Source organism: Ruegeria sp. C6, assembly GCF_056537625.1.
Genome location: NZ_JBQFRW010000001.1, coordinates 539,040 through 560,845 on the forward strand (window position 1 = coordinate 539,040; position 21,806 = coordinate 560,845).

At 56.8% G+C, this 21,806-nt stretch carries 18 protein-coding genes and 2 tRNA genes; 10 read left to right on the plus strand and 10 right to left on the minus strand.

Going from position 1 to position 21,806, the window contains the following annotated elements:
• Positions 1–110: 110 nt before the first annotated feature.
• The 6 genes from ACR0MJ_RS02635 to ACR0MJ_RS02660 form a co-directional block, all read right to left on the minus strand.
• Positions 111–185, minus strand: a tRNA-Glu gene (locus tag ACR0MJ_RS02635).
• A 22-nt stretch (positions 186–207) separates the two neighbouring features.
• A tRNA-Glu gene (locus tag ACR0MJ_RS02640) sits at positions 208–282 on the minus strand.
• A gap of 109 nt (positions 283–391) precedes the next feature.
• Positions 392–2,134, minus strand: a complete 1,743-nt coding sequence (gene recJ, locus ACR0MJ_RS02645; RefSeq protein ID WP_480759016.1) for a single-stranded-DNA-specific exonuclease RecJ — start codon at positions 2,132–2,134, stop codon at positions 392–394.
• Between the two features lie 90 nt (positions 2,135–2,224).
• Positions 2,225–3,208 carry a class II fructose-bisphosphatase gene (glpX, locus tag ACR0MJ_RS02650; protein ID WP_480759018.1) on the minus strand — a complete coding sequence of 328 codons (984 nt, stop codon included), beginning with the start codon at positions 3,206–3,208 and terminating at the stop codon, positions 2,225–2,227.
• 71 nt (positions 3,209–3,279) lie between these two features.
• Positions 3,280–4,566 (minus strand): homoserine dehydrogenase, encoded by a 1,287-nt coding sequence (locus ACR0MJ_RS02655; protein ID WP_170403375.1) that lies wholly within the window; start codon positions 4,564–4,566, stop codon positions 3,280–3,282.
• Positions 4,567–4,694: 128 nt separating this feature from the next.
• Positions 4,695–4,943 (minus strand): hypothetical protein, encoded by a 249-nt coding sequence (locus ACR0MJ_RS02660; protein WP_170396262.1) that lies wholly within the window; start codon positions 4,941–4,943, stop codon positions 4,695–4,697.
• A gap of 100 nt (positions 4,944–5,043) precedes the next feature.
• On the opposite strand from ACR0MJ_RS02660, the gene ACR0MJ_RS02665 reads away from it, so the two are divergent.
• Positions 5,044–5,631 (plus strand): TetR/AcrR family transcriptional regulator, encoded by a 588-nt coding sequence (locus ACR0MJ_RS02665; RefSeq protein WP_170512799.1) that lies wholly within the window; start codon positions 5,044–5,046, stop codon positions 5,629–5,631.
• A gap of 7 nt (positions 5,632–5,638) precedes the next feature.
• Here ACR0MJ_RS02665 and ACR0MJ_RS02670 read toward each other — a convergent pair whose 3' ends face one another.
• Positions 5,639–6,550: a pirin family protein gene (locus ACR0MJ_RS02670; protein WP_223117849.1), complete on the minus strand. Its 912-nt coding sequence runs from the start codon at positions 6,548–6,550 to the stop codon at positions 5,639–5,641.
• Between the two features lie 159 nt (positions 6,551–6,709).
• Between ACR0MJ_RS02670 and ACR0MJ_RS02675 the strand changes: the two genes are divergently transcribed.
• Positions 6,710–7,180: a hypothetical protein gene (locus tag ACR0MJ_RS02675; protein WP_480759021.1), complete on the plus strand. Its 471-nt coding sequence runs from the start codon at positions 6,710–6,712 to the stop codon at positions 7,178–7,180.
• Here the strand turns inward: ACR0MJ_RS02675 and ACR0MJ_RS02680 are convergent.
• The 3 genes from ACR0MJ_RS02680 to ACR0MJ_RS02690 are packed head-to-tail and all read right to left on the minus strand — an operon-like array spanning position 7,177 to position 10,107.
• A complete protein-coding gene (locus ACR0MJ_RS02680) occupies positions 7,177–7,767 on the minus strand; it encodes a hypothetical protein (RefSeq protein ID WP_170403363.1) in 591 nt (196 codons plus the stop codon). The genes ACR0MJ_RS02675 and ACR0MJ_RS02680 overlap by 4 nt on opposite strands.
• A complete protein-coding gene (locus ACR0MJ_RS02685; RefSeq protein WP_170403359.1) occupies positions 7,754–8,383 on the minus strand; it encodes a hypothetical protein in 630 nt (209 codons plus the stop codon). The genes ACR0MJ_RS02680 and ACR0MJ_RS02685 overlap by 14 nt, the downstream gene beginning before the upstream one ends.
• On the minus strand, positions 8,380–10,107 hold the full coding sequence (locus ACR0MJ_RS02690) for a Tad domain-containing protein (RefSeq protein WP_480759024.1): 1,728 nt from the start codon (positions 10,105–10,107) through the stop codon (positions 8,380–8,382). Before ACR0MJ_RS02690 ends, ACR0MJ_RS02685 begins: the two co-directional genes overlap by 4 nt.
• Positions 10,108–10,531: 424 nt before the next feature.
• Between ACR0MJ_RS02690 and ACR0MJ_RS02695 the strand changes: the two genes are divergently transcribed.
• The 8 genes from ACR0MJ_RS02695 to rpoD all read left to right on the plus strand — a co-directional run bounded on the left by ACR0MJ_RS02695 (position 10,532) and on the right by rpoD (position 21,664).
• Positions 10,532–11,962, plus strand: coding sequence for a Glu/Leu/Phe/Val family dehydrogenase (locus ACR0MJ_RS02695; RefSeq protein WP_170396277.1), 1,431 nt, complete (start codon positions 10,532–10,534; stop codon positions 11,960–11,962).
• Positions 11,963–12,158: 196 nt separating this feature from the next.
• Positions 12,159–13,412, plus strand: a complete 1,254-nt coding sequence (locus ACR0MJ_RS02700) for a sarcosine oxidase subunit beta family protein (RefSeq protein WP_480759026.1) — start codon at positions 12,159–12,161, stop codon at positions 13,410–13,412.
• A 55-nt stretch (positions 13,413–13,467) separates the two neighbouring features.
• Positions 13,468–13,731, plus strand: coding sequence for a sarcosine oxidase subunit delta (locus tag ACR0MJ_RS02705; protein ID WP_170396281.1), 264 nt, complete (start codon positions 13,468–13,470; stop codon positions 13,729–13,731).
• Positions 13,728–16,661, plus strand: coding sequence for a sarcosine oxidase subunit alpha family protein (locus ACR0MJ_RS02710; RefSeq protein WP_480759028.1), 2,934 nt, complete (start codon positions 13,728–13,730; stop codon positions 16,659–16,661). The genes ACR0MJ_RS02705 and ACR0MJ_RS02710 overlap by 4 nt, the downstream gene beginning before the upstream one ends.
• Complete coding sequence (locus tag ACR0MJ_RS02715) at positions 16,654–17,199, plus strand: sarcosine oxidase subunit gamma (RefSeq protein WP_480759031.1); 546 nt, start codon at positions 16,654–16,656, stop codon at positions 17,197–17,199. Before ACR0MJ_RS02710 ends, ACR0MJ_RS02715 begins: the two co-directional genes overlap by 8 nt.
• A gap of 35 nt (positions 17,200–17,234) precedes the next feature.
• On the plus strand, positions 17,235–17,531 hold the full coding sequence (locus ACR0MJ_RS02720; RefSeq protein ID WP_170396287.1) for a hypothetical protein: 297 nt from the start codon (positions 17,235–17,237) through the stop codon (positions 17,529–17,531).
• 80 nt (positions 17,532–17,611) lie between these two features.
• Positions 17,612–19,561 (plus strand): DNA primase, encoded by a 1,950-nt coding sequence (gene dnaG, locus ACR0MJ_RS02725; RefSeq protein WP_480759034.1) that lies wholly within the window; start codon positions 17,612–17,614, stop codon positions 19,559–19,561.
• 114 nt (positions 19,562–19,675) lie between these two features.
• The gene (rpoD, locus tag ACR0MJ_RS02730) at positions 19,676–21,664 is read left to right on the plus strand and encodes an RNA polymerase sigma factor RpoD (RefSeq protein ID WP_170396291.1); all 1,989 of its coding nucleotides are present in this window, start codon (positions 19,676–19,678) and stop codon (positions 21,662–21,664) included.
• Positions 21,665–21,806 lie beyond the last annotated feature (142 nt).

Below are 21,806 nucleotides of genomic sequence, written 5' to 3' on the forward strand. Positions count from 1 at the left end.
GGCGTGCCTTCAACCGCATTTCGCGTCTTCAAAACGGGGCGCGCAGGTTTCGTGCTAAACACTATGCTGTAAGAATACGTCGCCGGGAACGATTTTGGCATTGAAGAAAATGGTAGCCCGTAGGGGAATCGAACCCCTCTTTCCAGGTTGAAAACCTGGCGTCCTAACCGATAGACGAACGGGCCATTTAGACCAGACAAGCACAAGTGGTAGCCCGTAGGGGAATCGAACCCCTCTTTCCAGGTTGAAAACCTGGCGTCCTAACCGATAGACGAACGGGCCACGCTGGCTTGTGGAGGGCCTTTTACGGTTTACCTTCCCCCCCCGCAAGACGAAAAACGCAAGGCTGTGAAACTTTTTTGGCCGTTCCTGAGCGGCGTTGAAACGGTTGTCAGACAGCTTCTGCCGCGTCTTCCAGCCGCAGCTGCACGCTCTGTCGTCCGCCCCAGGTATTCACCTCAAGCCGACCCGCGAAATGGAACCGCGCACCGCCGTGATTAGACAGGCGATCCCCCAACGGGCCGTCGAACGCGCCAAAGGCGATGGCATCCAGTCCGCCAGACATTCCATCCGAAAGTGACAGCTTCAAATGTGTTTCGCCCACGCGTTTAGCAAAGCGCACTTGCAGATCAGGCAGCGCATAGCGCGGGGCAGGGGCACCGGCCCCGAAAGGACCCGCTTTCTCTACCTGTTCGATCAAATCGACTGTCGCGGCCCCGGGCATCAGCGCCCCGTCCAGTTTCAAGTCGGCGGGACCGCCTTGGCCTGCACCCTGCTTGGCCAGAAGCTCGGACAGGCGCGACATTGCAGGCTCCAACTGATCACGCATCACCGTGAGACCGGCCGCCATCTTGTGGCCACCACCCTTGACCAGCAGCCCTTCGGCAGCCAGTCGCTGGATCGACGCGCCCAGATCAACGCCCGAGATCGACCTGCCTGAACCTTTGCCCTCATCCCCGTCGAACCCGATCACGATAGCGGGCCGGTTTGCCGACTCTTTCAGCCGCGAAGCAACGATACCTACCACGCCGGGATGCCAACCGTCGCCTGCGGCCCAGACCAGCGGCGCATCCAGCCCACGGTCCTCGGCTTGCGCCAAAGCCGCCGCGCGGACCGCGTTTTCGATCTCGCGCCGTTCCGAATTCAGAGCATCCAGCCGCTCGGATAAGGCTTCGGCCTCAGTGATCGAGTCCGTGCTCAGCAGCCGCGCGCCAAGATCAGCCTGACCAATGCGACCGCCTGCATTGACGCGCGGCCCCAGAAGAAACCCCAGATGATAGCTATTGGGCGCGGTATCCATGCGCGCCACGTCTGACAACGCGACCAAACCAGGCCTTTGCCTTTGGGTCATCACTTTCAGGCCCTGTCGAACCAGCGCCCGGTTGGCGTCGATCAACGGCGCAACGTCCGCGACCGTGGCCAGCGCCACCAGATCGAGCATTGCCATCAGATCCGGCCCCTTGGCCCCGGCCTCACGCAACTGACGACCCGCCTCGACCAGCATCAGGAACACCACCGCAGCAGCGCAGAGATAGCCTAGATCGCCGCTTTCGTCCTGTCGGTTCGGGTTCACCACGGCGACGCAATCCGGCAGGGTTTCTGCACCCAAATGGTGATCCAAAACGATCACATCCGCACCCTTCGCCGCCGCGATAGGTTCGTGGCTCAGCGTTCCGCAATCCACGCAGATGATCAGGTCATGGCTAGCCGCCAGTTCCTGCATTGCAGGTACATTTGGCCCATAGCCTTCATCAATCCGGTCGGGCACATAAAGCGTCGCGGCAAGCCCCATCTGGCGCAGCCACACCAACAACAACGCAGCCGAACTGCCCCCGTCCACATCATAGTCAGCAAACACTGCGATCTTTTGGCGCTTGCGCACAGCCTGTAGAAACCGGGCCGCAGCGACGTCCATATCTTTCATCGATCGCGGGTCGGGCAGCAGTTCCTTCAACTTGGGTTCTAGGAAACCGGCGGCCTCCATCACCGGTACACCGCGCCGTGCCAAAACCTGACAGACGGCGCGAGGCAGATCTGTCTGCTGCGCCATCATTTCTGCTGACCGCTCGACCTCAATCCCCGGTCCGATCCAGCGTCGCCCCGTCAGAGATTGCTTTACGCCCAGAAATGCCACATCTCACCTCATGCACTAAGGCCGGACCCCTGCGGATCCGGCCTCTTGGTCTTTTATGAATACTCTTGCTGAAGGCGCTGGCGCAAGCCGCTATGCTTCGTTATGTGGCCACATCGGCGTGCGGTAGGACATCCGCCGCACCGAGCCCGTTTTTGATCGCATGAGCAGCGTCGTTGTTTCAACCCAACCCGGTTCCCGCTTGATGCGCGGCAGCAGTGAACCTCCGGTGACCCCAGTAGCAGCAAAGATTACATCCGCCGTTACCATCTCGTCGCGCGCATAAACACGGTCCAGATCTGTGATGCCCGCCTTGGCCGCCCGGCCACGTTCGTCGTCATTACGGAACAACAGGCGGCCAAAGATCTGACCGCCCATGCATTTCAGCGCGGCTGCGGCAAGCACACCCTCGGGCGCACCACCTTGACCCATATACATGTCGATGCCGGTCACTTCGCTTTCGGCGCAATGCATCACACCTGCGACGTCGCCATCTGTGATCAGGCGGATCGACGCACCGGTATCGCGGACTTCAGCAATCATCGCTTCGTGGCGAGGACGCTCCAATATGCATACGGTAATATCCGCAGGCCCACAGCCTTTGGCCTTGGCCAGCGCTTCAACTCGTTCGCGCGGGCTCATGTCCAAGCTTACGACACCTTCGGGAAAGCCCGGACCAATGGCCAGTTTGTCCATGTATACGTCCGGAGCGTGTAGCATTGAGCCGCGCGGGCCCATGGCAATGACGGTCAGCGCGTTGGGCATATCCTTGGCGGTCAGGGTTGTGCCTTCAAGCGGGTCCAGCGCAATGTCTACGCCCGGGCCGTTACCAGTGCCAACCTCTTCGCCGATATAGAGCATCGGCGCTTCATCACGCTCGCCCTCACCAATGACAACGACACCCTCAATGTCCAGAAGGTTCAGTTGTTCACGCATAGCGTTGACGGCAGCCTGATCGGCAGCTTTCTCATCACCCCGGCCAACCAGAGAGGCGGACGCCAGCGCGGCCTGTTCTGCCACCCGTGCAAGGCCCAGAGATAGCAGGCGGTCGTTGAAATCGATCTTGGCAGCGTTCATCTTCGCATATCCTTTGGTCAGCTAAGGCGTTTTATCCGGCATAGCCTGCGCGCAGCATAGGCCGCAAGGGGTCAGACTTGTTCGATACGCAGGGCGACGGGTTCTCCGGCCACCACATCGGTGGCGCGCAGGCCATCCAGTGCATGGTCCAGCGTCGCCCGCGTGGTTTTGTGGGTCACGATCAGCACGGGCGCTGTGCTTTCTGTGTGCCCATACTGCCGCATCCGGTCGATCGAGACGCCAGCATCGCCCAGAATCGCCGCGACCTTTGCCAGAGCGCCGGGCTTGTCCAGAAGACCGAGCCGCAGATAGTAGGGTGCAGGTAAGCCAGTAACGGCGGAGGCTGCGTCTTGTAGGGTCGTCGCCGGGCGGCCAAATGTCGGTATATGCAAGCCTCGCGCCAGATCGCAAACGTCGCCCATCACCGCGCTGGCAGTGGGACCTTCACCGGCACCGGGGCCGCGCAGAACGATTTGTTCAACTGCGTCCCCATCCAGCACAACCATGTTTGTTCCGCCTTCCAACTGACCTAGCGGAGAATTGCTCGGCACTAGACAGGGTTGCATCCGCTGTTCCAGTCCGCGCGCCGTTCGCTGTGCTACACCCAACAGCTTGATGCGATACCCCATGTCGTGGGCCTGATGGATGTCATCGAGGCTAATATGCTGAATGCCCTCGATCTCGATCCCGTCGAAATTCGGCTTGGTGCCAAAGGCAATCGAAGACAGCAGCGCCAGTTTGTGCGCCGCGTCGATGCCGCCAACATCCAGATTCGGATCGGCTTCAAGATAGCCAAGCTGCGCGCATTCCTCGAACAGGGCGTTATAGCCCAACTCCTGCGATTGCATCCGGGTCAGAATATAGTTGCAGGTACCGTTCATGACGCCCATGACACGCGTGATCTCGTTACCCGCCAGTCCTTCGGTCAGAGATTTGATTACCGGGATACCACCCGCGACAGCCGCTTCGAAGCGAATGACACGCCCTGCGGCTTCGGCCAATTCCGCCAGTTCCTGCCCATGAATCGCCAGCAGTGCCTTGTTTGCGGTGACGACATCCTTGCCACTGTTCAGCGCCGCCTCGACCGAAGCTTTCGCGGGGCCGTTCTCGCCGCCCATCAGTTCGACAAAAACATCGATGTCTTCGCGTTTGGCCAATGCAACGGGATCGGTTTCCCATGCATAATCCGAGAGGTTAACTCCACGGTCCTTGCTGGCATCACGGGCTGAAACTGCGGTGATCTCGATGCGACGCCCGGTGCGGGCGTGCAACAAATCGGCATGACGACGCACAATTTTGACCACACCCACGCCAACGGTTCCCAATCCGGCAATTCCAAGCCTCAGCGCCTGTGTCATTCCCTTGGGTCCTTTCTGCTCGCTATACCGCCCGCGATGGCGAAGTGTCCTTTGCGGGCTGCCTTAGCGGGTTCGAGGCAGGGGTGCAATCCGTCTAATCTTTTGGAGCTAGTGACGTGACCGAAATCCTAGTTAATCTCGGCATTCTGCAGCGCTTCGGCCTTTTCCGCCAACGCTTCGCTGCGTGCTGTCAGGTCTTCTTCTACCTCTTCCGCTTCGCTGATTGGATCGGTCGGAGGGCCGAGGGCGGGATCTAAAGCAATAAGCTTGGGGTAGGGTGCCTTGCGCAATGCGGCGGTTTCGCTGCCTTCCAACTCAGGGATATTTGCGCAGCCGGCGGTGGCCAGCACAAAGAGAATGGGCAGCAAAAGCTTCATCGCAGTCCTTCGGGTCGCAGCGTGTATCCTGTGATGCACGTTTTGTCGGAATGGTTCAAGCGGGGTTCTATCTGAACGTCTGTTCAGATACGATCGAAGCATGGCGCGTACACAAGGTTCTCATTCCGATATCACCGGCCCCCGCATTCGCGAGGCCGCACTGGGGCTGTTTGCCCGTCATGGCTATGCTGCGGTTTCAATGCGGCAGATCGCAGGCGAGGTGGGGGTGCAGGCTGGGGCACTCTATAATTACACGCCCGACAAGCAGAGCCTGCTGTTTCGGCTGATGCGCGATCACATGCAGGATCTGATGGCCGCCTATGACGATCTCGACCGATTTGATAATCCACAAGATGCGTTGCGTCAGTTTGTCGGGTTCCACATCCGTTTTCACCTGCAGCGTCCCGACGAGGTGTTCATCGCTTATATGGAGCTGCGCAATCTGAACCCCGAAAATTTTGCCGAAATCGAGGCCTTGCGCCGCCGTTACGAGGACTCGTTAGAGCATATTCTGCGTAACGGGCAGCAATCGGGTCAATTTTCGGTCTCCGATACCAAGATCGCTACCTTGGCGGTGATCGCCATGCTGAATGGTGTGATCACTTGGTATCGCAGCGGCGGCCGCCTGTCGCTGGATGAGGTCGAGCAGGTGTATTGGGACATGGTCCGCAAAGCGGTTACCGCCTGACCAGTCCTTAGTGGGCCGGGCGGATGAACGTTCCGTTCCGCAACTCCCGAAACGCTTGCTGTAATTCTGCCTGCGTATTCATCACGATCGGGCCATGCCACGCCACGGGTTCATCGATCGGAGCGCCCGAGATCAAAAGAAACCGTACACCCTCGGGCCCGGCCTGAACCGTGATTTCGTCTCCGGTCCCGAACCGAACCAACGTCCTGTCTCCTGACATGTCGCGGATGTTGACCTCTTGCCCGGCGATCTCTTTCTCTAGAAGAATTCCAGTTGGCTGAGACGCATCCGCAAAGGCAGCGCTGCCTTCAAAGATATAGGCGAAGGCCCGGCGGTATGTGTCGATCGGAATGGTTTTTTTCACCCCTGCCGGTATGCTGATATCCAGGTATTGCGGATCGGCAGCGATACCGTCCACTGGGCCCGTACGTCCCCAGAATGTACCGACAATCACACGGACCTTTGTCCCATCATCATCGATGATTTCTGGAATATCAGTGCTTTGAACGTCCTGATAGCGCGGGGTGGCCATTTTCTGATCTGATGGCAGATTGCCCCACAGCTGGAACCCATGCATCTGACCGCTGGCCGACCCCTTGGGCATTTCCTGATGCAGGATACCCGACCCGGCGGTCATCCACTGGACATCTCCGGCACCCAGCGTGCCGCTATTGCCCAGCGAGTCGCTGTGTTCGACTGTACCGGACAGGACATAAGTGATCGTTTCGATGCCCCGATGCGGATGCCACGGAAAACCGGCCATATAGTCCAATGGGTTGTCATTCCGGAAATCATCGAACAGCAGAAACGGGTCCAGTTCCGACGGGTCCTGAAACCCGAACGCCCGGTGCAGTTTGACGCCCGCGCCTTCCATTGTCGGGACCGCCTTGCGGAATTCCAAAGTTGGTCTGAGTGACATAAAAGCCTCCTGATCCTTTGACCGGAACTTATGCGTCGGCCTGAGGCAGTCAATTTGCGCAGGAACACTGAAGCTGTGCGAAGATGCTCAGACAGGTGACGCGGTGCTGTCCTTTGCGTATCAAAGCGGTTAAAGCGGGCGGACAATCAGGAGAACAATATGCAAGAAGAAGTGCTGGCTACGGTCGCGGCCTCGGCACCGCGGCGCTGGACTGGGGTAGGGATGCTGGTCACGGTCGGGGCGTTGGTCATTTACGTCGCGTTGGCATCGCCGCCTGAGTTTGGCTGGCAGGTCTTCTTACTGGTTTCCGGGGCAGCCGCGTTCTGGTTAGCCCGTCGCATGTGGTACGCGACCGAAGACAGGATCGAGCTGACCCAATCCCAATTGCGCACAGGCTCGGGGCAGGTGATCTGCAATATCGAGGATGTCGAAGGCGTAGACCGGGGCGTGTTCGCATTTAAGCCATCAAATGGCTTCTTGGTAATCACTCATGCACGAAGCTCAAACCAGTGGGCGCCCGGTCTTTGGTGGCGTGTCGGACGAAGGATTGGCATAGGCGGCATGACAGCCGCCGCCGAGACCAAATACATGTCGGAAATGCTTTCGGGGATTCTAGCGGAAAGGGATTAGCTCACCGTGCAAGGTGTATTGACGACCTGGTCAAAAACACGCGGGTGCGTAAACACAAAGTTGTCCATCTCAAAGTCAGCAAAATCGAGCGCAAACCGGAATGGAGCTCTGTAAGTATTATTGGTTTCGACGATAATCATGGATCCGTTGTCAGGCATGACCGGAATTCGGTGCTTGATCTTCACGATCTCCGTGTTTGTCAACTGAATGTACTTCTCACCCCGTGTACAAGACCAAACTACGTTGTGGGCATCGGCATCAGCATCATACTCAATGTAAGAAGCGCGCATAGACACCGGAGATCTTGTATAGACCATCGACTCTAGAAGGTTGTACAAGGTGTCAACGTATTTCACATTCATGTCGCTGTCTTCGCGAGAAATAATGTCAGCTATTGCATACGCCCCTTTGATGTTACGGGCGCTTTGACGATAGCTGTCATAATAGGTGTAAGACGCGAAAATCGACCAAAACACCAGCGGTACGATCAGGACCGCCTCGACTGTAATCGAACCTTCTTCTCGTTTCAGAAAGCGAACGAGCAACGCGTTGGCAAAGTCCTGAATTGATTTTTTAGTTCGAGGCATCGGCTACATCCACAGTTTCAGACGAATCTTCGTCTGGGGAGCTTGATGACCCACCGAATGGTTCATGTACGAACACTGTCGTCGCATGCAATTCCCATTGACCGTCGGGGTCCTGTTTCGCAAGGCCGCCAATCATCGTGAAACCCCAGACAGGTGAGACTTCAAGACAAGCGCGGATGATCATCAGCTCGTTTGAAGTGCCCGATTCAAAAAGGACATTCTCGGGTGGCCTGACAGTCGCTGGCGTGTCGACACAATAAGGGTTCAAATAAGAAGGGTTGTCCAGGGGATTGCCGACGCGTGGATCAATAGGAGTCATCTCAAGCGCCAAGTCTTCCAAGCAATTTGTGATCATTGCCTCGTCACAGATCATTTCTTTGAGAAGCTCATGATCCCATTCGGTTTCACCCTCTGGCAAGCGATTGAGCCTAACCTCTCGGACTGTTATGTCCAGAGACCGTTCAAGATCGGCGTGATGAAAGGATTGCAGTCCCAGATCCATGCCGGAATAAGCGACATAGAGGAAGAAAGGAAACCAGAACATAAACTCGATAGTCGAGTTTCCATCCTCATTATTGTAAAATCTACGCAGCCGCTTCCGCAGTGTCGTAATCATTGGGTCAGCCTCAGATTCTGAATGGAGGTGCTGATCGAGTCAAAAACCCGCTCGATTTGTGTACCAGTCGCCTCATAGTACCGCGCATCTTTGACCGCGCAGTCTTTCAACATTTGCTTAACGCCGGACGGGGCTTCAAAGGCGATGGAGAAAATGATGACCTTTTCTTCTTCGGCTTTATTGCAAAGATCCACAACGTTTGGATTTTTGGTCGATGGACCAATTTCGGTTGTAGAGTCTGATGCAAATTCGTCGCCGCGATCCCAGCCATAAGCGTGACGCAACATATTCCGAATTGCATACTTTTCCGTGTGCGCCCAGACGTCAGGCCATTCCAGTTCTACCGGATCGGAATCTGTTGAAAGCCCTTCGGAGTCTTCGCGTGTTTGCGATCTGTCCATCGAATAGCAGGTGCCGTTGTAGTAATCCGTACAGCGGTAGCGTATATAAGTCTCATCGCCATAGGCATGATCTTGGTATTTGTCGCGGGTCCAGCGCCTGTACGAACTGTCCCGTACAGTTGTGGCGACATTAGGCCAAGCCCAGCGGTCATACTCTTCATCGTAGATAGAATACACTTCGGCATCTTCATTCCAATAGATGTCCGAGAGGCCGTCATTGTAAGGCGGATTCACTTTGTGTTGATAAGTGTTTTCACCATCCGTCATCAACACTAGAACCTTAAGAGTGTCAGAGGTCTTGTTCGGAGCCGGTCGGATCGCAAATGAGTTCGGAATTTCAGAACTGTCTGCAATCTGAGCGATAAGCGGTTGAACACTGTCATCAAGCAAGGTCAGACCCCACTTCAGACCTACGTCGATTGAAGTCCAGCCGCTTGCCACAAGGTTCTGGATCTGACCCTTCAAAATGTCCGGGTCGTTCTGGATTACGGTCATCTCTCGACGGTCGGTGTCGGATTCAAGGCGACAGGTATTGCTGCTTACCAGCGTATCGCTGAACCTTTTGTCGCTAGAACCATTATCCTTGAAATGAAGAGTCTGTGGGACATAGTCCCCAGGTCTGATGATGTTGCCGCCGTCATCCACGATGTCGTAGTAGTTGAAGTCGGTCGTTGTGAAATCCGAAGGCTGGAAGTCGATGCAATTGGCTCTTTCGTTAGCTCCGATCGTGTTAATCGCATCCATTAGATAGTCGGGCACCGAGACCTGTTCCGAGTAGGGCACGATTGAGATTGACAATCTGCCGTCTTCCGACTTCAGGATCATTTCATCAATAAAGTCCTCAGCGGCACTTTTGAGGTTGGTAAGCTTCGTACCACGCATCGAACCCGACACGTCCAAGACCAAAGAGATTTCGACATTACCAATCGATTCTTCGGCGATGCTGGTGGCGGTTGTATCAATAGAGTCGACACCACTCCATTTCATGAAATGTGTTTCGATACTCATATCGGCGCTGGCTTCGACTTTCCGTTTTCCTTCAAGTTCGGCAACCTGAGACACCGTTCCGTCGTCGTTCGTAGTACATGTCTCAGGCTCGACCTTGATATCTTTGATGATATCCGTATCGAAGCCTTCTTTGCGGATGTAATCATTCACTACGACACGTGGGCAAAGCTCTTGGTCCAGGTCAGCTGCGGCAAGGACCGCGCGGTCCAGTGCGTATTGTAGCCTAACCCTTTCGCGATCATACCGCATGACGTCGACGGCAAACCCGGCCACGGTAAAAACCATCATGACTAGGAACATTGCGAGTATTGTCATCGTGCCTTCTGTCGAAGAAACAAAGTGACGCAAGTGCCGCGAGCATCTGTTCTCGTGGCAGAGACGGTTGAATTGAGCTTTCAAATCAAACTTGCGCATAATTGGTTCCTCGGTCGATCAGGCACACTGATGCCAGCACTTCGCAACTTTGATAATTTATCCACGGATCGTGGCGAGATTTGGGCGCAGTGGACACTATGTTGCTCGTTTTTAAAGAGATTCAGCTTTATTCCCGGTGTTATTGACGGTTTTGTTTCGCTACTTTGGACAATCGCGCGGCTTTCGTTAACGCCCGACTCACCAATGGAGCTAAAAAGTAAAGTTCACAAACTGATGAAAATACGTGCAGTTACTGATTGCGGTATTTAGCAAGCAGTGCGACAAAAAGTCATGACGTATCTCGTCTACCGGCACGGAGGATTTTATGACCGGCATTAAAGAACCCAGCTTTCGTGAGAGTGTTGATTTGATGTTCAACAGAGCGGCGTCTCTGATGGATTTGCCGCCCGGGCTAGAAGAGAAGATACGGGTTTGTAATGCCACCTACACCGTTCGGTTCGGGGTGCGTCTGCGGGGGCAGATCCACACCTTTACCGGATATCGTTCGGTTCATTCGGAACATATGGAGCCGGTAAAGGGTGGCATTCGCTATGCCTTGGCGGTGAACCAGGATGAGGTCGAAGCGCTGGCTGCGCTCATGACTTACAAGTGTGCACTGGTCGAAGCGCCCTTTGGTGGCTCGAAAGGGGGCCTTTGCATTGATCCTCGCCAGTATGAAGAACATGAGATGGAACAGATCACGCGTCGTTTTGCCTATGAGCTGGCAAAGCGCGATCTGATCAACCCCTCACAGAACGTGCCTGCGCCCGATATGGGAACAGGCGAGCGCGAAATGGCGTGGATGGCTGACCAATATGCGCGGATGAATACGACCGATATCAACGCGCGAGCCTGTGTGACAGGTAAACCGCTGAACGCGGGGGGCATCGCGGGCAGGGTCGAAGCAACCGGGCGCGGCATCCAATACGCGTTGCGCGAATTCTTCCGAAACCCGGAAGACGTCAAGAAGGCGAACTTGTCAGGCACGCTGGACGGAAAGCGCGTCGTCGTGCAGGGATTGGGTAACGTGGGCTATCACGCAGCCAAGTTCCTCAGCGAGGAAGACGGGTCGCGTGTGGTCGGCATCATCGAATGGGATGGCGCACTGTACAATCCCGATGGCATCGACGTAGAAGCCGTGCGGCAGTGGATCGTCAAGCATGGCGGCGTGAAGGACTATCCCGACGCCACGCATTCCGCCGAGGGCGGCGCGGTACTTGAAGCCGAGTGTGACATCCTGATTCCGGCGGCGCTGGAGGGGGTAATAAACCTATCCAACGCCGAACGTATTAAGGCACCACTGATCATCGAGGCCGCCAACGGGCCTGTCACGGCGGGTGCTGATGAGATCATGCGCAAGAAAGGCACGGTGATCATTCCTGACATGTATGCAAACGCCGGTGGTGTGACCGTGTCCTATTTTGAATGGGTCAAAAACCTCAGCCACATCCGTTTTGGCCGGATGCAGCGGCGTCAGGAAGAAGCTCGGCATGAGTTGATCGTCAGCGAACTGGAACGGTTGGATCGGTATCTGGGTGACGCTTGGTCGATGTCTCCGGATTTCAAGGCCAAGTACCTAAAGGGCGCTGGCGAGTTGGAGCTGGTGCGTTCTGGTCTCGATGACACGATGCGCATTGCCTATCAGTCGATGAGCGAAGTCTGGCATGATCGCGCAGATGTCGACGATCTGCGCACGGCGGCCTATATCGTTGCGATCGACCGCGTCTCAAAAAGCTATCGCGCCAAGGGCCTCTGAGCGCACAGACAACAGAAGATTCTTGAGTGGCCAACCATCGGGTTGGCCATTTTTCATTTAGGTCGAAGTCGTCAGAGTGTGTGGATTGGTCGCCCAGCGACAAGTTTTCGTCGAAAACAGGAGTGGAACCGGATTCCGGCGTTGTTACTGCTGGGTGAAGTTGGTTTGATGCCGACACACCTGTAGGGAGTTCTGAATGCGTTTCTCCGGCTTACGTGTCCTGAAAGAGGGCCTGACCGGCAACAAAGGCTGGACGCCGCAATGGCGCGAGCCTGAACCGAAATCCGAATATGACATCGTCATTATCGGCGGCGGAGGTCATGGGTTGAGCACGGCCTATTATCTGGCCAAGGAACATGGTCTGACCAATATCGCTGTTCTGGAAAAGGGCTATATCGGTGGGGGCAATGTCGGGCGCAACACCACCATTGTGCGCGCGAATTACTTTTTGCAGGGCAATTCCGAGTTCTACTCGCACTCATTGAAGCTGTGGGAAGGTCTTGAGCAGGATCTGAACTACAATGTCATGCACTCGCAACGCGGGATCATCAACCTGTTCCATTCGGACGGGCAGCGTGATGCCGCTGCGCGCCGGGGCAACATGATGATCAGTCAGGGTGACGATGCTATCCTGCTCAATCGCGATGAATTGAGGCGGATGGTGCCCTATCTGAATTTCGATGACCTTAGGTTCCCTCTGTATGGCGGTCTCTACCACCCGCGCGGAGGTACAGCGCGACACGATGCCGTGGCCTGGGGCTATGCGCGCGGAGCGGACCAGCGCGGCGTGGATCTGATCCAGAACTGCGAAGTGACCGGTATTGATATCGAGAATGGCGTTGTGCTCGGTGTTCAGACCTCGCGTGGGCCGATCCGGGCCAAGAAGGTGGCGATGGTTGCTGCCGGGCGTTCAGGTCAGGTGGCGGCGATGGCTGGAATGAGGCTGCCGATTGAAAGCCATGTCTTGCAGGCCTTCGTGACCGAAGGTCTGAAGCCCTGCATCGATCATGTGGTGACGTTTGGCATGGGGCATTTCTATATCAGCCAGTCAGATAAGGGCGGGCTGGTTTTTGGCGGTGATCTGGATTTTTACGCCTCCTATGCGGCGCGAGGTAACTTGCCCACCGTCGAAAGCGTGATGGAGGCCGGGATGGCGCTGATGCCGATGATCGGCAAGGCGCGGGTACTGCGATCCTGGGGCGGGATCATGGATATGTCGCCCGATGGCTCTCCGATCATCGACCGGACGGATATCGACGGGCTCTATCTGAATGCCGGCTGGAACTATGGCGGGTTCAAGGCGGTTCCGGGTTCGGGGAATGTGTTTGCGCATCTGATTGCGACGGATCGGTATCACGAGAATGCCACCGGCTTCCGACTGGATCGTTTCCGCACCGGGCGCGGGATTATCGATGAAGAGGGCAAGGGCTCTCAGCACAATCTGCATTGAGGGGCGCGATGTTGGATTTGGGTATTATTGAAAAGATCAAGAAGGGCGCGCGGCTATGAGGATCACCTGTCCATATTGCGGCGAGCGGGATCGGCGCGAATTCTACTATCGTGGGGCGGCAGTGGATCTGGACCGACCGGCCCCGGATGCCGGTGAGGCGGCTTGGGATGATTTTGTCTACCAACGGGAAAACCCGGCAGGGCCGACACGAGAGCTTTGGTATCACGAAGGCGGGTGCGGTGCATGGATCGTGGTCACACGAAACACGGTCACGCATGAGATGATCGACGCGCAGCCGGCATCGGAGGAGCGGGCATGAGAATCGATGGAAAGGGTCTTATCGATCGTACGCAGTCGATTCCGTTTGTTTTCGATGGTGCCAGCTACAGCGGCTATGCGGGCGACACACTGACCTCAGCGCTTTTGGCGAATGGCGTACGACTGATGGGGCGTTCGTTCAAGTACCACCGGCCTAGGGGTGTGCTGAGCGCAGGCAGCGAAGAGCCGAATGCGCTGATGACCTTGGGGGCAGGCGCAGGTCAAGAACCAAATATTCGCGCCACGATGCAAGAGATCTATCCGGGACTTGAAGCGCGCAGCCAGAATCGCTGGCCCAGCCTGAGTGTCGATTTGATGGGGATCAACGATCTGGCTTCCCCGTTCTTGGGCGCGGGTTTTTACTACAAAACCTTCATGTGGCCGAAAAGCTTCTGGGAAAAGCTATACGAGCCGATCATTCGACGTGCCGCCGGATTGGGTGCACTATCGGGCGAAGACAATGCCGACAAGTACGAAAGCGCTTATGCCTTTTGCGATCTGCTGATTATCGGGGCAGGGCCTGCGGGGCTGATGGCCGCACTGGTCGCTGGTCGTGCCGGCGCGGACGTCATTCTGGCCGACGAAAACAGTCGCGTGGGTGGGCGTCTGCTGGCCGAGACCTATGAGGTCGACGGAAAACCGGGTCCCGTTTGGGTTGACGAAGTGCTGGCCGAGTTAGCCGCGATGGACAATGTCCGCATCATGACCCGGACCACTATCGCAGGCGCCTATGACCAAGGTACCTTTGCGGCGTTGGAACGCGTTTTTCACCATACGGATCACCGCCCCAACGGGGCGCCGTTGGAAACCTATTGGCGGATCGTGGCCAAGCGGTCAGTTCTGGCGGCAGGCGCGCTGGAGCGCCCGGTCGCATTCCGCAACAATGATCGCCCGGGGATCATGACCGCTGGCGCGGTGCGGGCGTATCTAAACCGATGGGGTGTCAGCCCGGGCCGCAATGTGACGATCTTCGGAAATACTGACGATATCCATCGCACTGCGCGTGATTTGTTGGATGCTGGTGTCCATGTGGCGGCTGTGATCGATAGCCGCCATGACGCGCCCTTGTCTGACGACTACGAGGTTCTACGCGGGGCGCAAGTTTGTAACAGTTCGGGCCGTAAAGGGCTGGAGGCGATTACAGTGCGCCGCGCCAGTGGAGAAGAACGGATACACACGGATTGCCTTGCCATGACAGGGGGCTGGAATCCTTCGGTTCATCTAACGTGTCATATGAATAGCCGCCCGATCTGGAAGCGTGAGATCGAAGCCTTTGTGCCAACGCCAGGGGCCGTGCCGGGCATGGTGACAGCGGGTGCGTGCAACGGATCTTTCTCAACTACAGCCTGCCTTCGTGAAGGGATTGAGGCAGCCAAAGGCGTGCTTGGCGATCTTGGCTACAAGGCCTCGAAGATTGTGCCACCGCAGGCCGAGGATACGCCATACGAGATCACGCAGCTTTGGGCCGTTCCCGGCAAAGGGCGCGCGTGGCTGGATTTCCAGAACGATGTTACAGTGAAAGACGTCAAACAGGCCGCAACTGAGAACTTCCGGTCAGTCGAGCACATGAAGCGCTATACGACGCAAGGTATGGCGACGGATCAGGGCAAGAATTCGAACGTGGCAGCGTTGGCCATTCTGGCGGACGTCACCGGGCGCGCGATACCCGAAACCGGAACCACGACGTTCCGCCCTCCGTATTCTCCTATCGCCATTGCCGCGCTGGGCGCTGGGGCTGAAGGCAAGGCTTTCAAACCGCAACGCTTTATCACTTCGCACAAAGCGACCGTAGCGCGGAAAGCTCCGTTGGTTGAGGCCGGGCTGTGGTATCGGCCCAGCTATTTCCCAAAGGATGAAGAAACCACGTGGCGGCAATCCTGTGACCGTGAGGTCAACATGGTGCGTCAGGCCGTCGGGGTGTGCGATGTCTCGACGCTTGGCAAGATTGACATACAGGGGCCGGATGCGGGGGCGTTTCTGGACTTCGTTTATACGAACATGTTCTCGACCCTCAAAGTTGGCCGAACGCGATATGGCCTGATGTTGCGTGAGGATGGATTCGTCATGGATGATGGCACCACCGCGCGGCTGGGAGAGACGCATTACCTGATGACCACCACCACAGCAGGTGCTGGCGATGTAATGAAGCATCTGGAGTTCGTTCATCAGGGACTGCGCCCTGATCTGGATGTCTCGTTCATCTCGGTCACCGAACAGTGGGCACAGTTTGCCGTTGCTGGGCCAAAATCGCGTGAATTGTTGAATGGTTTGCTGGGCACACCTCTTGATGAAGAAAGCTGGCCCTTCATGGCTTGTGGGTCGATCTCGGTGCTGGGTGTGCAAGGGCGTTTGTTCCGGATCTCGTTCTCGGGCGAGCATGCATATGAAATCGCCGTGCCTGCGCGCTATGGCGCGACCCTGTTCGATATTTTGACCGAGCGGGCTGAAGCGCTGGGCGGTGGTCTTTATGGGATGGAGGCACTGAACGTTCTTCGGATCGAAAAGGGCTTTATTACGCATTCCGAGATCCACGGACGGACGACTGCCTATGATATCGGCATGGGTCGGATGGTGTCGCAGAAGAAGGATTGCATCGGCAAAACCATGTCGCAACGTCCGGGGCTTGAAGAGCCGGGGCGCGAGCGTTTGGTCGGGCTTATACCCATTGGCGAAAGCAGGGAATTGCTTGCGGGCGCGCATCTTTACCGGGAAGAGGCCGAGCCGGTGCGGACCAATGATCAGGGCTATCTGACCTCCGTGTGTTATTCCCCGACGCTGGAAACGATGCTGGGATTGGGCTTTCTGGCGGATGGGCCTGAAAGGTACGGAGAAATCGTGAAAATGGTCGATCATCTGCGCGGCGTGACAACCCTGTGCGAAGTGGTGAACCCGGTATTCTTTGACCCCGAAGGAGGGCGTGTCCGTGGATAATCTGACCGCCAAAACACCCTGCGACGGGTTGCTGCCTTTGACCTTCGGCTCTGTAACGCTCAGCGAAGAGGATGCGGGGGCGATCCATTCGATCTCTCCCCTCATGGGTAAGCAAAAGACGCTATCCGAAGCTTTGAAAGCAGCGCACGGGATGGCTTATCCATCGGCCAATCGCGCAACGGGTAAGGCTGGCGCGCGGGCGATCTGGTTCGGCCCGGCGCATGCGATGCTGATCGGGCCGTCTCCTGATGCGACCCTGACCGAGAATGCTGCCATTGTGGACCAATCAGATGCCTGGGCTGTGGTCCGGTTAGAGGGCGCCGACGTCGAGGACGTGTTGGCGCGTGTGGTGCCAGTTGATCTGCGTAAGGTGCATTTCAAGCGCGGCCATACCGCCCGTACCCTGCTGTTCCACATGACCGCTTCGATCACACGCGTTGGTGAGAACGCGTTTCAGATCATGGTCTTCCGTTCCATGGCTGAGACATTGGTTCACGATTTGAAAAGGGCGATGGAAGGCGCCGCCGCGCGCGGGTAAGCTGCGCTGAAAGAAACGAATCTTCGGAGATCCCCATGTTGCGTATCGCCATCGTTGCGGCCGTGCTGGCCACGCCAGTGGTTGCACAGGAAACCAAGGAACAGAGCTGCAAGTATCAGGCCGACGTTGTTGCAGCGATACAGAAAGCGCGACTTGACCGGGTCAAGGAACGCGATGTGGCGCAGGCGGTGGCCGACAGTGGTCCTACCTGGCCCGAGAACTACAATGCCGCTGTTCCGCTGATCACGCCTTGGGTATATGAGCAAAAGATGCGCGACGTGCGTAAGAAGGATCTCGGAGCTGCGTGGCTGGAGTTGTGTTTACAACAATAATCCACAGTCAGATCATTTCTCTGTGGACAACCGCGCGCCATCCCCTTGGCGCGCGTTTTCATTTCTGGCAGGTTTAACCCATGTCTTTGCCCCCCGGATTTCTGGATGAACTGCGCACGCGCCTCAGCCTGTCTCAGGTTGTTGGGCGTAAGGTCATGTGGGACCAGCGCAAATCCAATCAGGGCAAGGGGGATATGTGGGCGCCTTGCCCCTTTCATCACGAAAAGACCGCCTCGTTCCACGTCGATGACCAAAAGGGATTCTATTATTGCTTTGGCTGCCACGCCAAAGGGGACGCGATCAGTTTTGTGAAAGAGACCGAGAATGTCTCTTTCATAGAAGCCGTGGAAATTCTGGCGCGCGAGGCTGGGATGCCGATGCCCGCGCGTGATCCCAAGGCGCAGGAAAAGCAGGACCGCCGTTCACAGCTGGCCGAGGTGATGGAACAGGCTGTGCAGTTCTTTCGTTTGCAACTCAAGACTGGGGCAGGGGCGGGGGCGCGCGACTATCTGGGGCGCCGAGGACTGGATGCGCAGGCGGTGGATCGGTGGGAGATCGGGTTCGCGCCGGACGGCTGGCAGGCGTTGTGGGATCATCTGACCGGTAAGAGTGTCTCCGAGGACCTGATCCTTGGGGCCGGGCTGGCGAAACCTTCGAATAAGGGCAAAAAGCCCTATGACACATTCCGCAACCGCATCATGTACCCGATCCGCGACCCGCGCGGGCGGTGCATTGCGTTTGGTGGCCGGGCGATGGATCCCAATGACAACGCCAAATACCTGAACTCGCCCGAGACCGATCTGTTCGACAAAGGCCGCAGCCTCTACAACCATGGCCCCGCACGACAGGCGGCAGGCAAGGGGCAGCCTTTGGTTGTGGCCGAGGGCTATATGGACGTGATCGCTTTGGCAGAGGCCGGGTTTGGCGCGTCGGTTGCGCCATTGGGGACTGCGATTACCGAGCATCAGTTGCAACTACTTTGGCGCATCTCTGACGAGCCGATCATCGCTTTGGATGGCGATACGGCAGGGCTGCGCGCGGCGATGCGGGCGGTCGACTTGGCATTGCCGTTGCTGGAGGCGGGTAAGTCACTGCGCTTTGCGCTGATGCCTGAAGGCAAGGATCCCGACGATCTGTTGCGCGCCGAAGGTTCGGGGGCGGTGCAGGATGTGCTGGATGCTGCAATCCCGATGGTCAAACTGCTCTGGCAACGCGAGACGGAAGGCAAGGTCTTTGACAGCCCCGAACGCAAAGCGGCGCTGGATAAATCCCTGCGAGAGAAGATCAAGCTGATCCGCGACCCCTCGATCCGATCGCACTACGGGCAGGAAATTAAGGACCTGCGCTGGCAATTGTTTCGCCCACAGCGACAATCGCAAAATCGTCCGTGGCAACCGCGCGGAAAATGGCAGCCGCAGGCACAGCCTGCCACGCCAGGCGCACGGGCGTCATTTCTGGCCTCGGCTGAGAATGCGGATATTCAACTGCGCGAAGCGGCAATTCTCGCGATTGCCATCCTGAATCCACAAGTTGTCGTGCAATTCGAAACTCAGCTGGAAGAAATGGATTGCCACGACCCTGATCATGCGGCCTTGCGGGGAGCAATCCTGCGCCATGCCATCGACGATCCGGACAATCTGCAGGATCACATCATGCAAACTTTGGGACCGGAACCCCTTGAAAACCTGCTGGCCCTTCGCCATGTCGCAGTGATCCCCTGTGTGTACAAACCGGGCGACGTTGAAAAGGCCGAGATGACGCTGGCCGAGGAACTCGCAAAGATCAAAGCGCTCCGGGGGTTGGATGCTGAGATTGCCGAAGCGGCAGAGGAATTGTCTGATCTGGCCGATGAGGCGCTGACATATCGGCTGGCGCAAGCCGCCGAAGAGCGCAACCGTACAAGCCGCAGCCAGAACGAAGACAGGGCCGTTTTCGACATCGCCGACAATGGTGCGCGAATCAACCGCGATGAGAAAGACGCGTTTGAGGCCATCACGTCTGGCATCAAATTCGAACGGAAACATCGATGAGGTGGTGTTTTCGTAAGGCACTGGAAAAGAAAAACGGGTAAACGGGTGGCCGAATCACTTCTACGCGCTAATGATTCGGTTCAAACGAATCACCCATCCCTGCAGGAGCATTGAATGGCCGCCAAGGATACGAACGAAGACCGCAAATCCGACGAGCAGGAACAGGAAATCTCGCTGGACATGAGCCAGGCCCAGGTCAAGAAGATGATCGCCGAGGCTCGCGAGAAAGGTTACATCACCTACGACCAGCTCAATCAGGTTCTGCCGCCTGATCAGGTCAGCTCGGAACAGATCGAAGATGTTATGTCGATGCTGTCCGAGATGGGCATCAACATCATCGAAGATGAAGAAGCCGAAGAAGAAGAAAACAAAGGCTCGACCGAACTGGTCACCACCGAAGGTCCGCGCGAGGTTGCGCTGGCTGGTGCTGCAACCGAAAAGCTGGATCGCACCGATGACCCCGTACGCATGTATCTGCGTGAGATGGGTTCAGTCGAACTGCTGAGCCGCGAGGGCGAGATTGCTATCGCCAAGCGGATCGAAGCCGGTCGGAACACCATGATCGCTGGTCTGTGCGAAAGCCCGCTGACCTTCCAAGCGATCACCATCTGGCATGACGAACTTTTGTCCGAAGACATTCTGCTGCGGGACGTCATCGATCTGGAAACCACTTTCGGCAACCAGATGGATGAAGACGGCGAGGTTGAAGAGCCGGTTGTCGATACCTCATCGGTGCAGGCGGCCAAGCCTGCCAAGGATGAGGGGCCGGAGCTTGACGCTGACGGCAACCCGATTGCCAATGATGATGACGATGATGACGACGATCAGGCCAACATGTCCCTGGCCGCGATGGAAGCAGCGCTGAAGGATCAGGTGCTGACCACGCTGGAACGCATCTCGACCGATTTCGCAATGCTGTCCGAAATGCAGGACAGCAGGATATCTGCGACGCTGAACGAGGATGGCACTTTCAGCGCGAAGGACGAAGAAACCTATCAGAAGCTGCGCGCTGAGATTGTTGAATTGGTGAATGGTCTTCACCTGCACAACAACCGGATCGAAGCTCTGATTGACCAGCTTTATGGCATCAATCGCCGGATTATGTCACTGGACAGCTCGATGGTGAAACTGGCTGACCAGGCTCGCATCAACCGTCGCGAGTTCATTGATGCTTATCGTGGGCGCGAGCTGGATCCGAACTGGTTGGCCGAAATGGCCGAGAAACCGGGTCGGGGTTGGCAGATGTTCATCGAACGCTCGACCGAAAAGGTTGAGGAACTGCGCAACGACATGGCTCAGGTTGGCCAATATGTTGGTCTCGATATCCCTGAATTCCGCCGCATCGTGCAGCAGGTTCAAAAGGGTGAGAAAGAGGCGCGGCAAGCCAAGAAGGAAATGGTCGAGGCCAACCTGCGTCTGGTGATCTCGATTGCCAAAAAGTACACGAACCGCGGCCTGCAATTCCTTGATCTTATTCAGGAAGGTAACATCGGCCTGATGAAGGCGGTGGACAAGTTCGAATACCGCCGGGGCTATAAGTTCTCGACCTATGCAACCTGGTGGATCCGTCAGGCGATCACGCGTTCGATCGCGGATCAGGCGCGCACGATCCGTATCCCGGTGCATATGATCGAAACGATCAACAAGCTGGTCCGGACAGGTCGTCAGATGCTGCACGAAATCGGCCGCGAGCCAACACCGGAAGAATTGGCCGAAAAGCTGCAAATGCCGCTTGAGAAGGTGCGCAAGGTGATGAAAATCGCCAAAGAGCCGATCAGCCTCGAGACGCCCATCGGCGACGAGGAAGACAGCCAGCTTGGTGATTTCATCGAGGATAAGAATGCCGTGCTGCCGCTGGACAGCGCCATTCAGGAAAACCTCAAGGAAACCACCACACGGGTTCTGGCCTCTCTCACCCCGCGTGAAGAGCGGGTTCTGCGGATGCGCTTTGGCATCGGCATGAACACCGACCACACGCTGGAAGAGGTCGGTCAGCAGTTCAGCGTGACGCGCGAACGTATCCGCCAGATCGAGGCGAAGGCGCTGCGTAAGCTGAAACACCCGAGTAGGTCGCGTAAATTGCGGTCCTTCCTAGATCAGTAAATCGAAAGGCGCCTCATCCCGAGGCGCTTTTTTCTTTCGCCCGCTCACAATGACTGAACTTCAAATCAAATTGGCGGGAATTCGCAAGGAGTCCGGCGATGCCATCTTTATATCGCCGCTGTCCACTCATGGACAGGCCGGG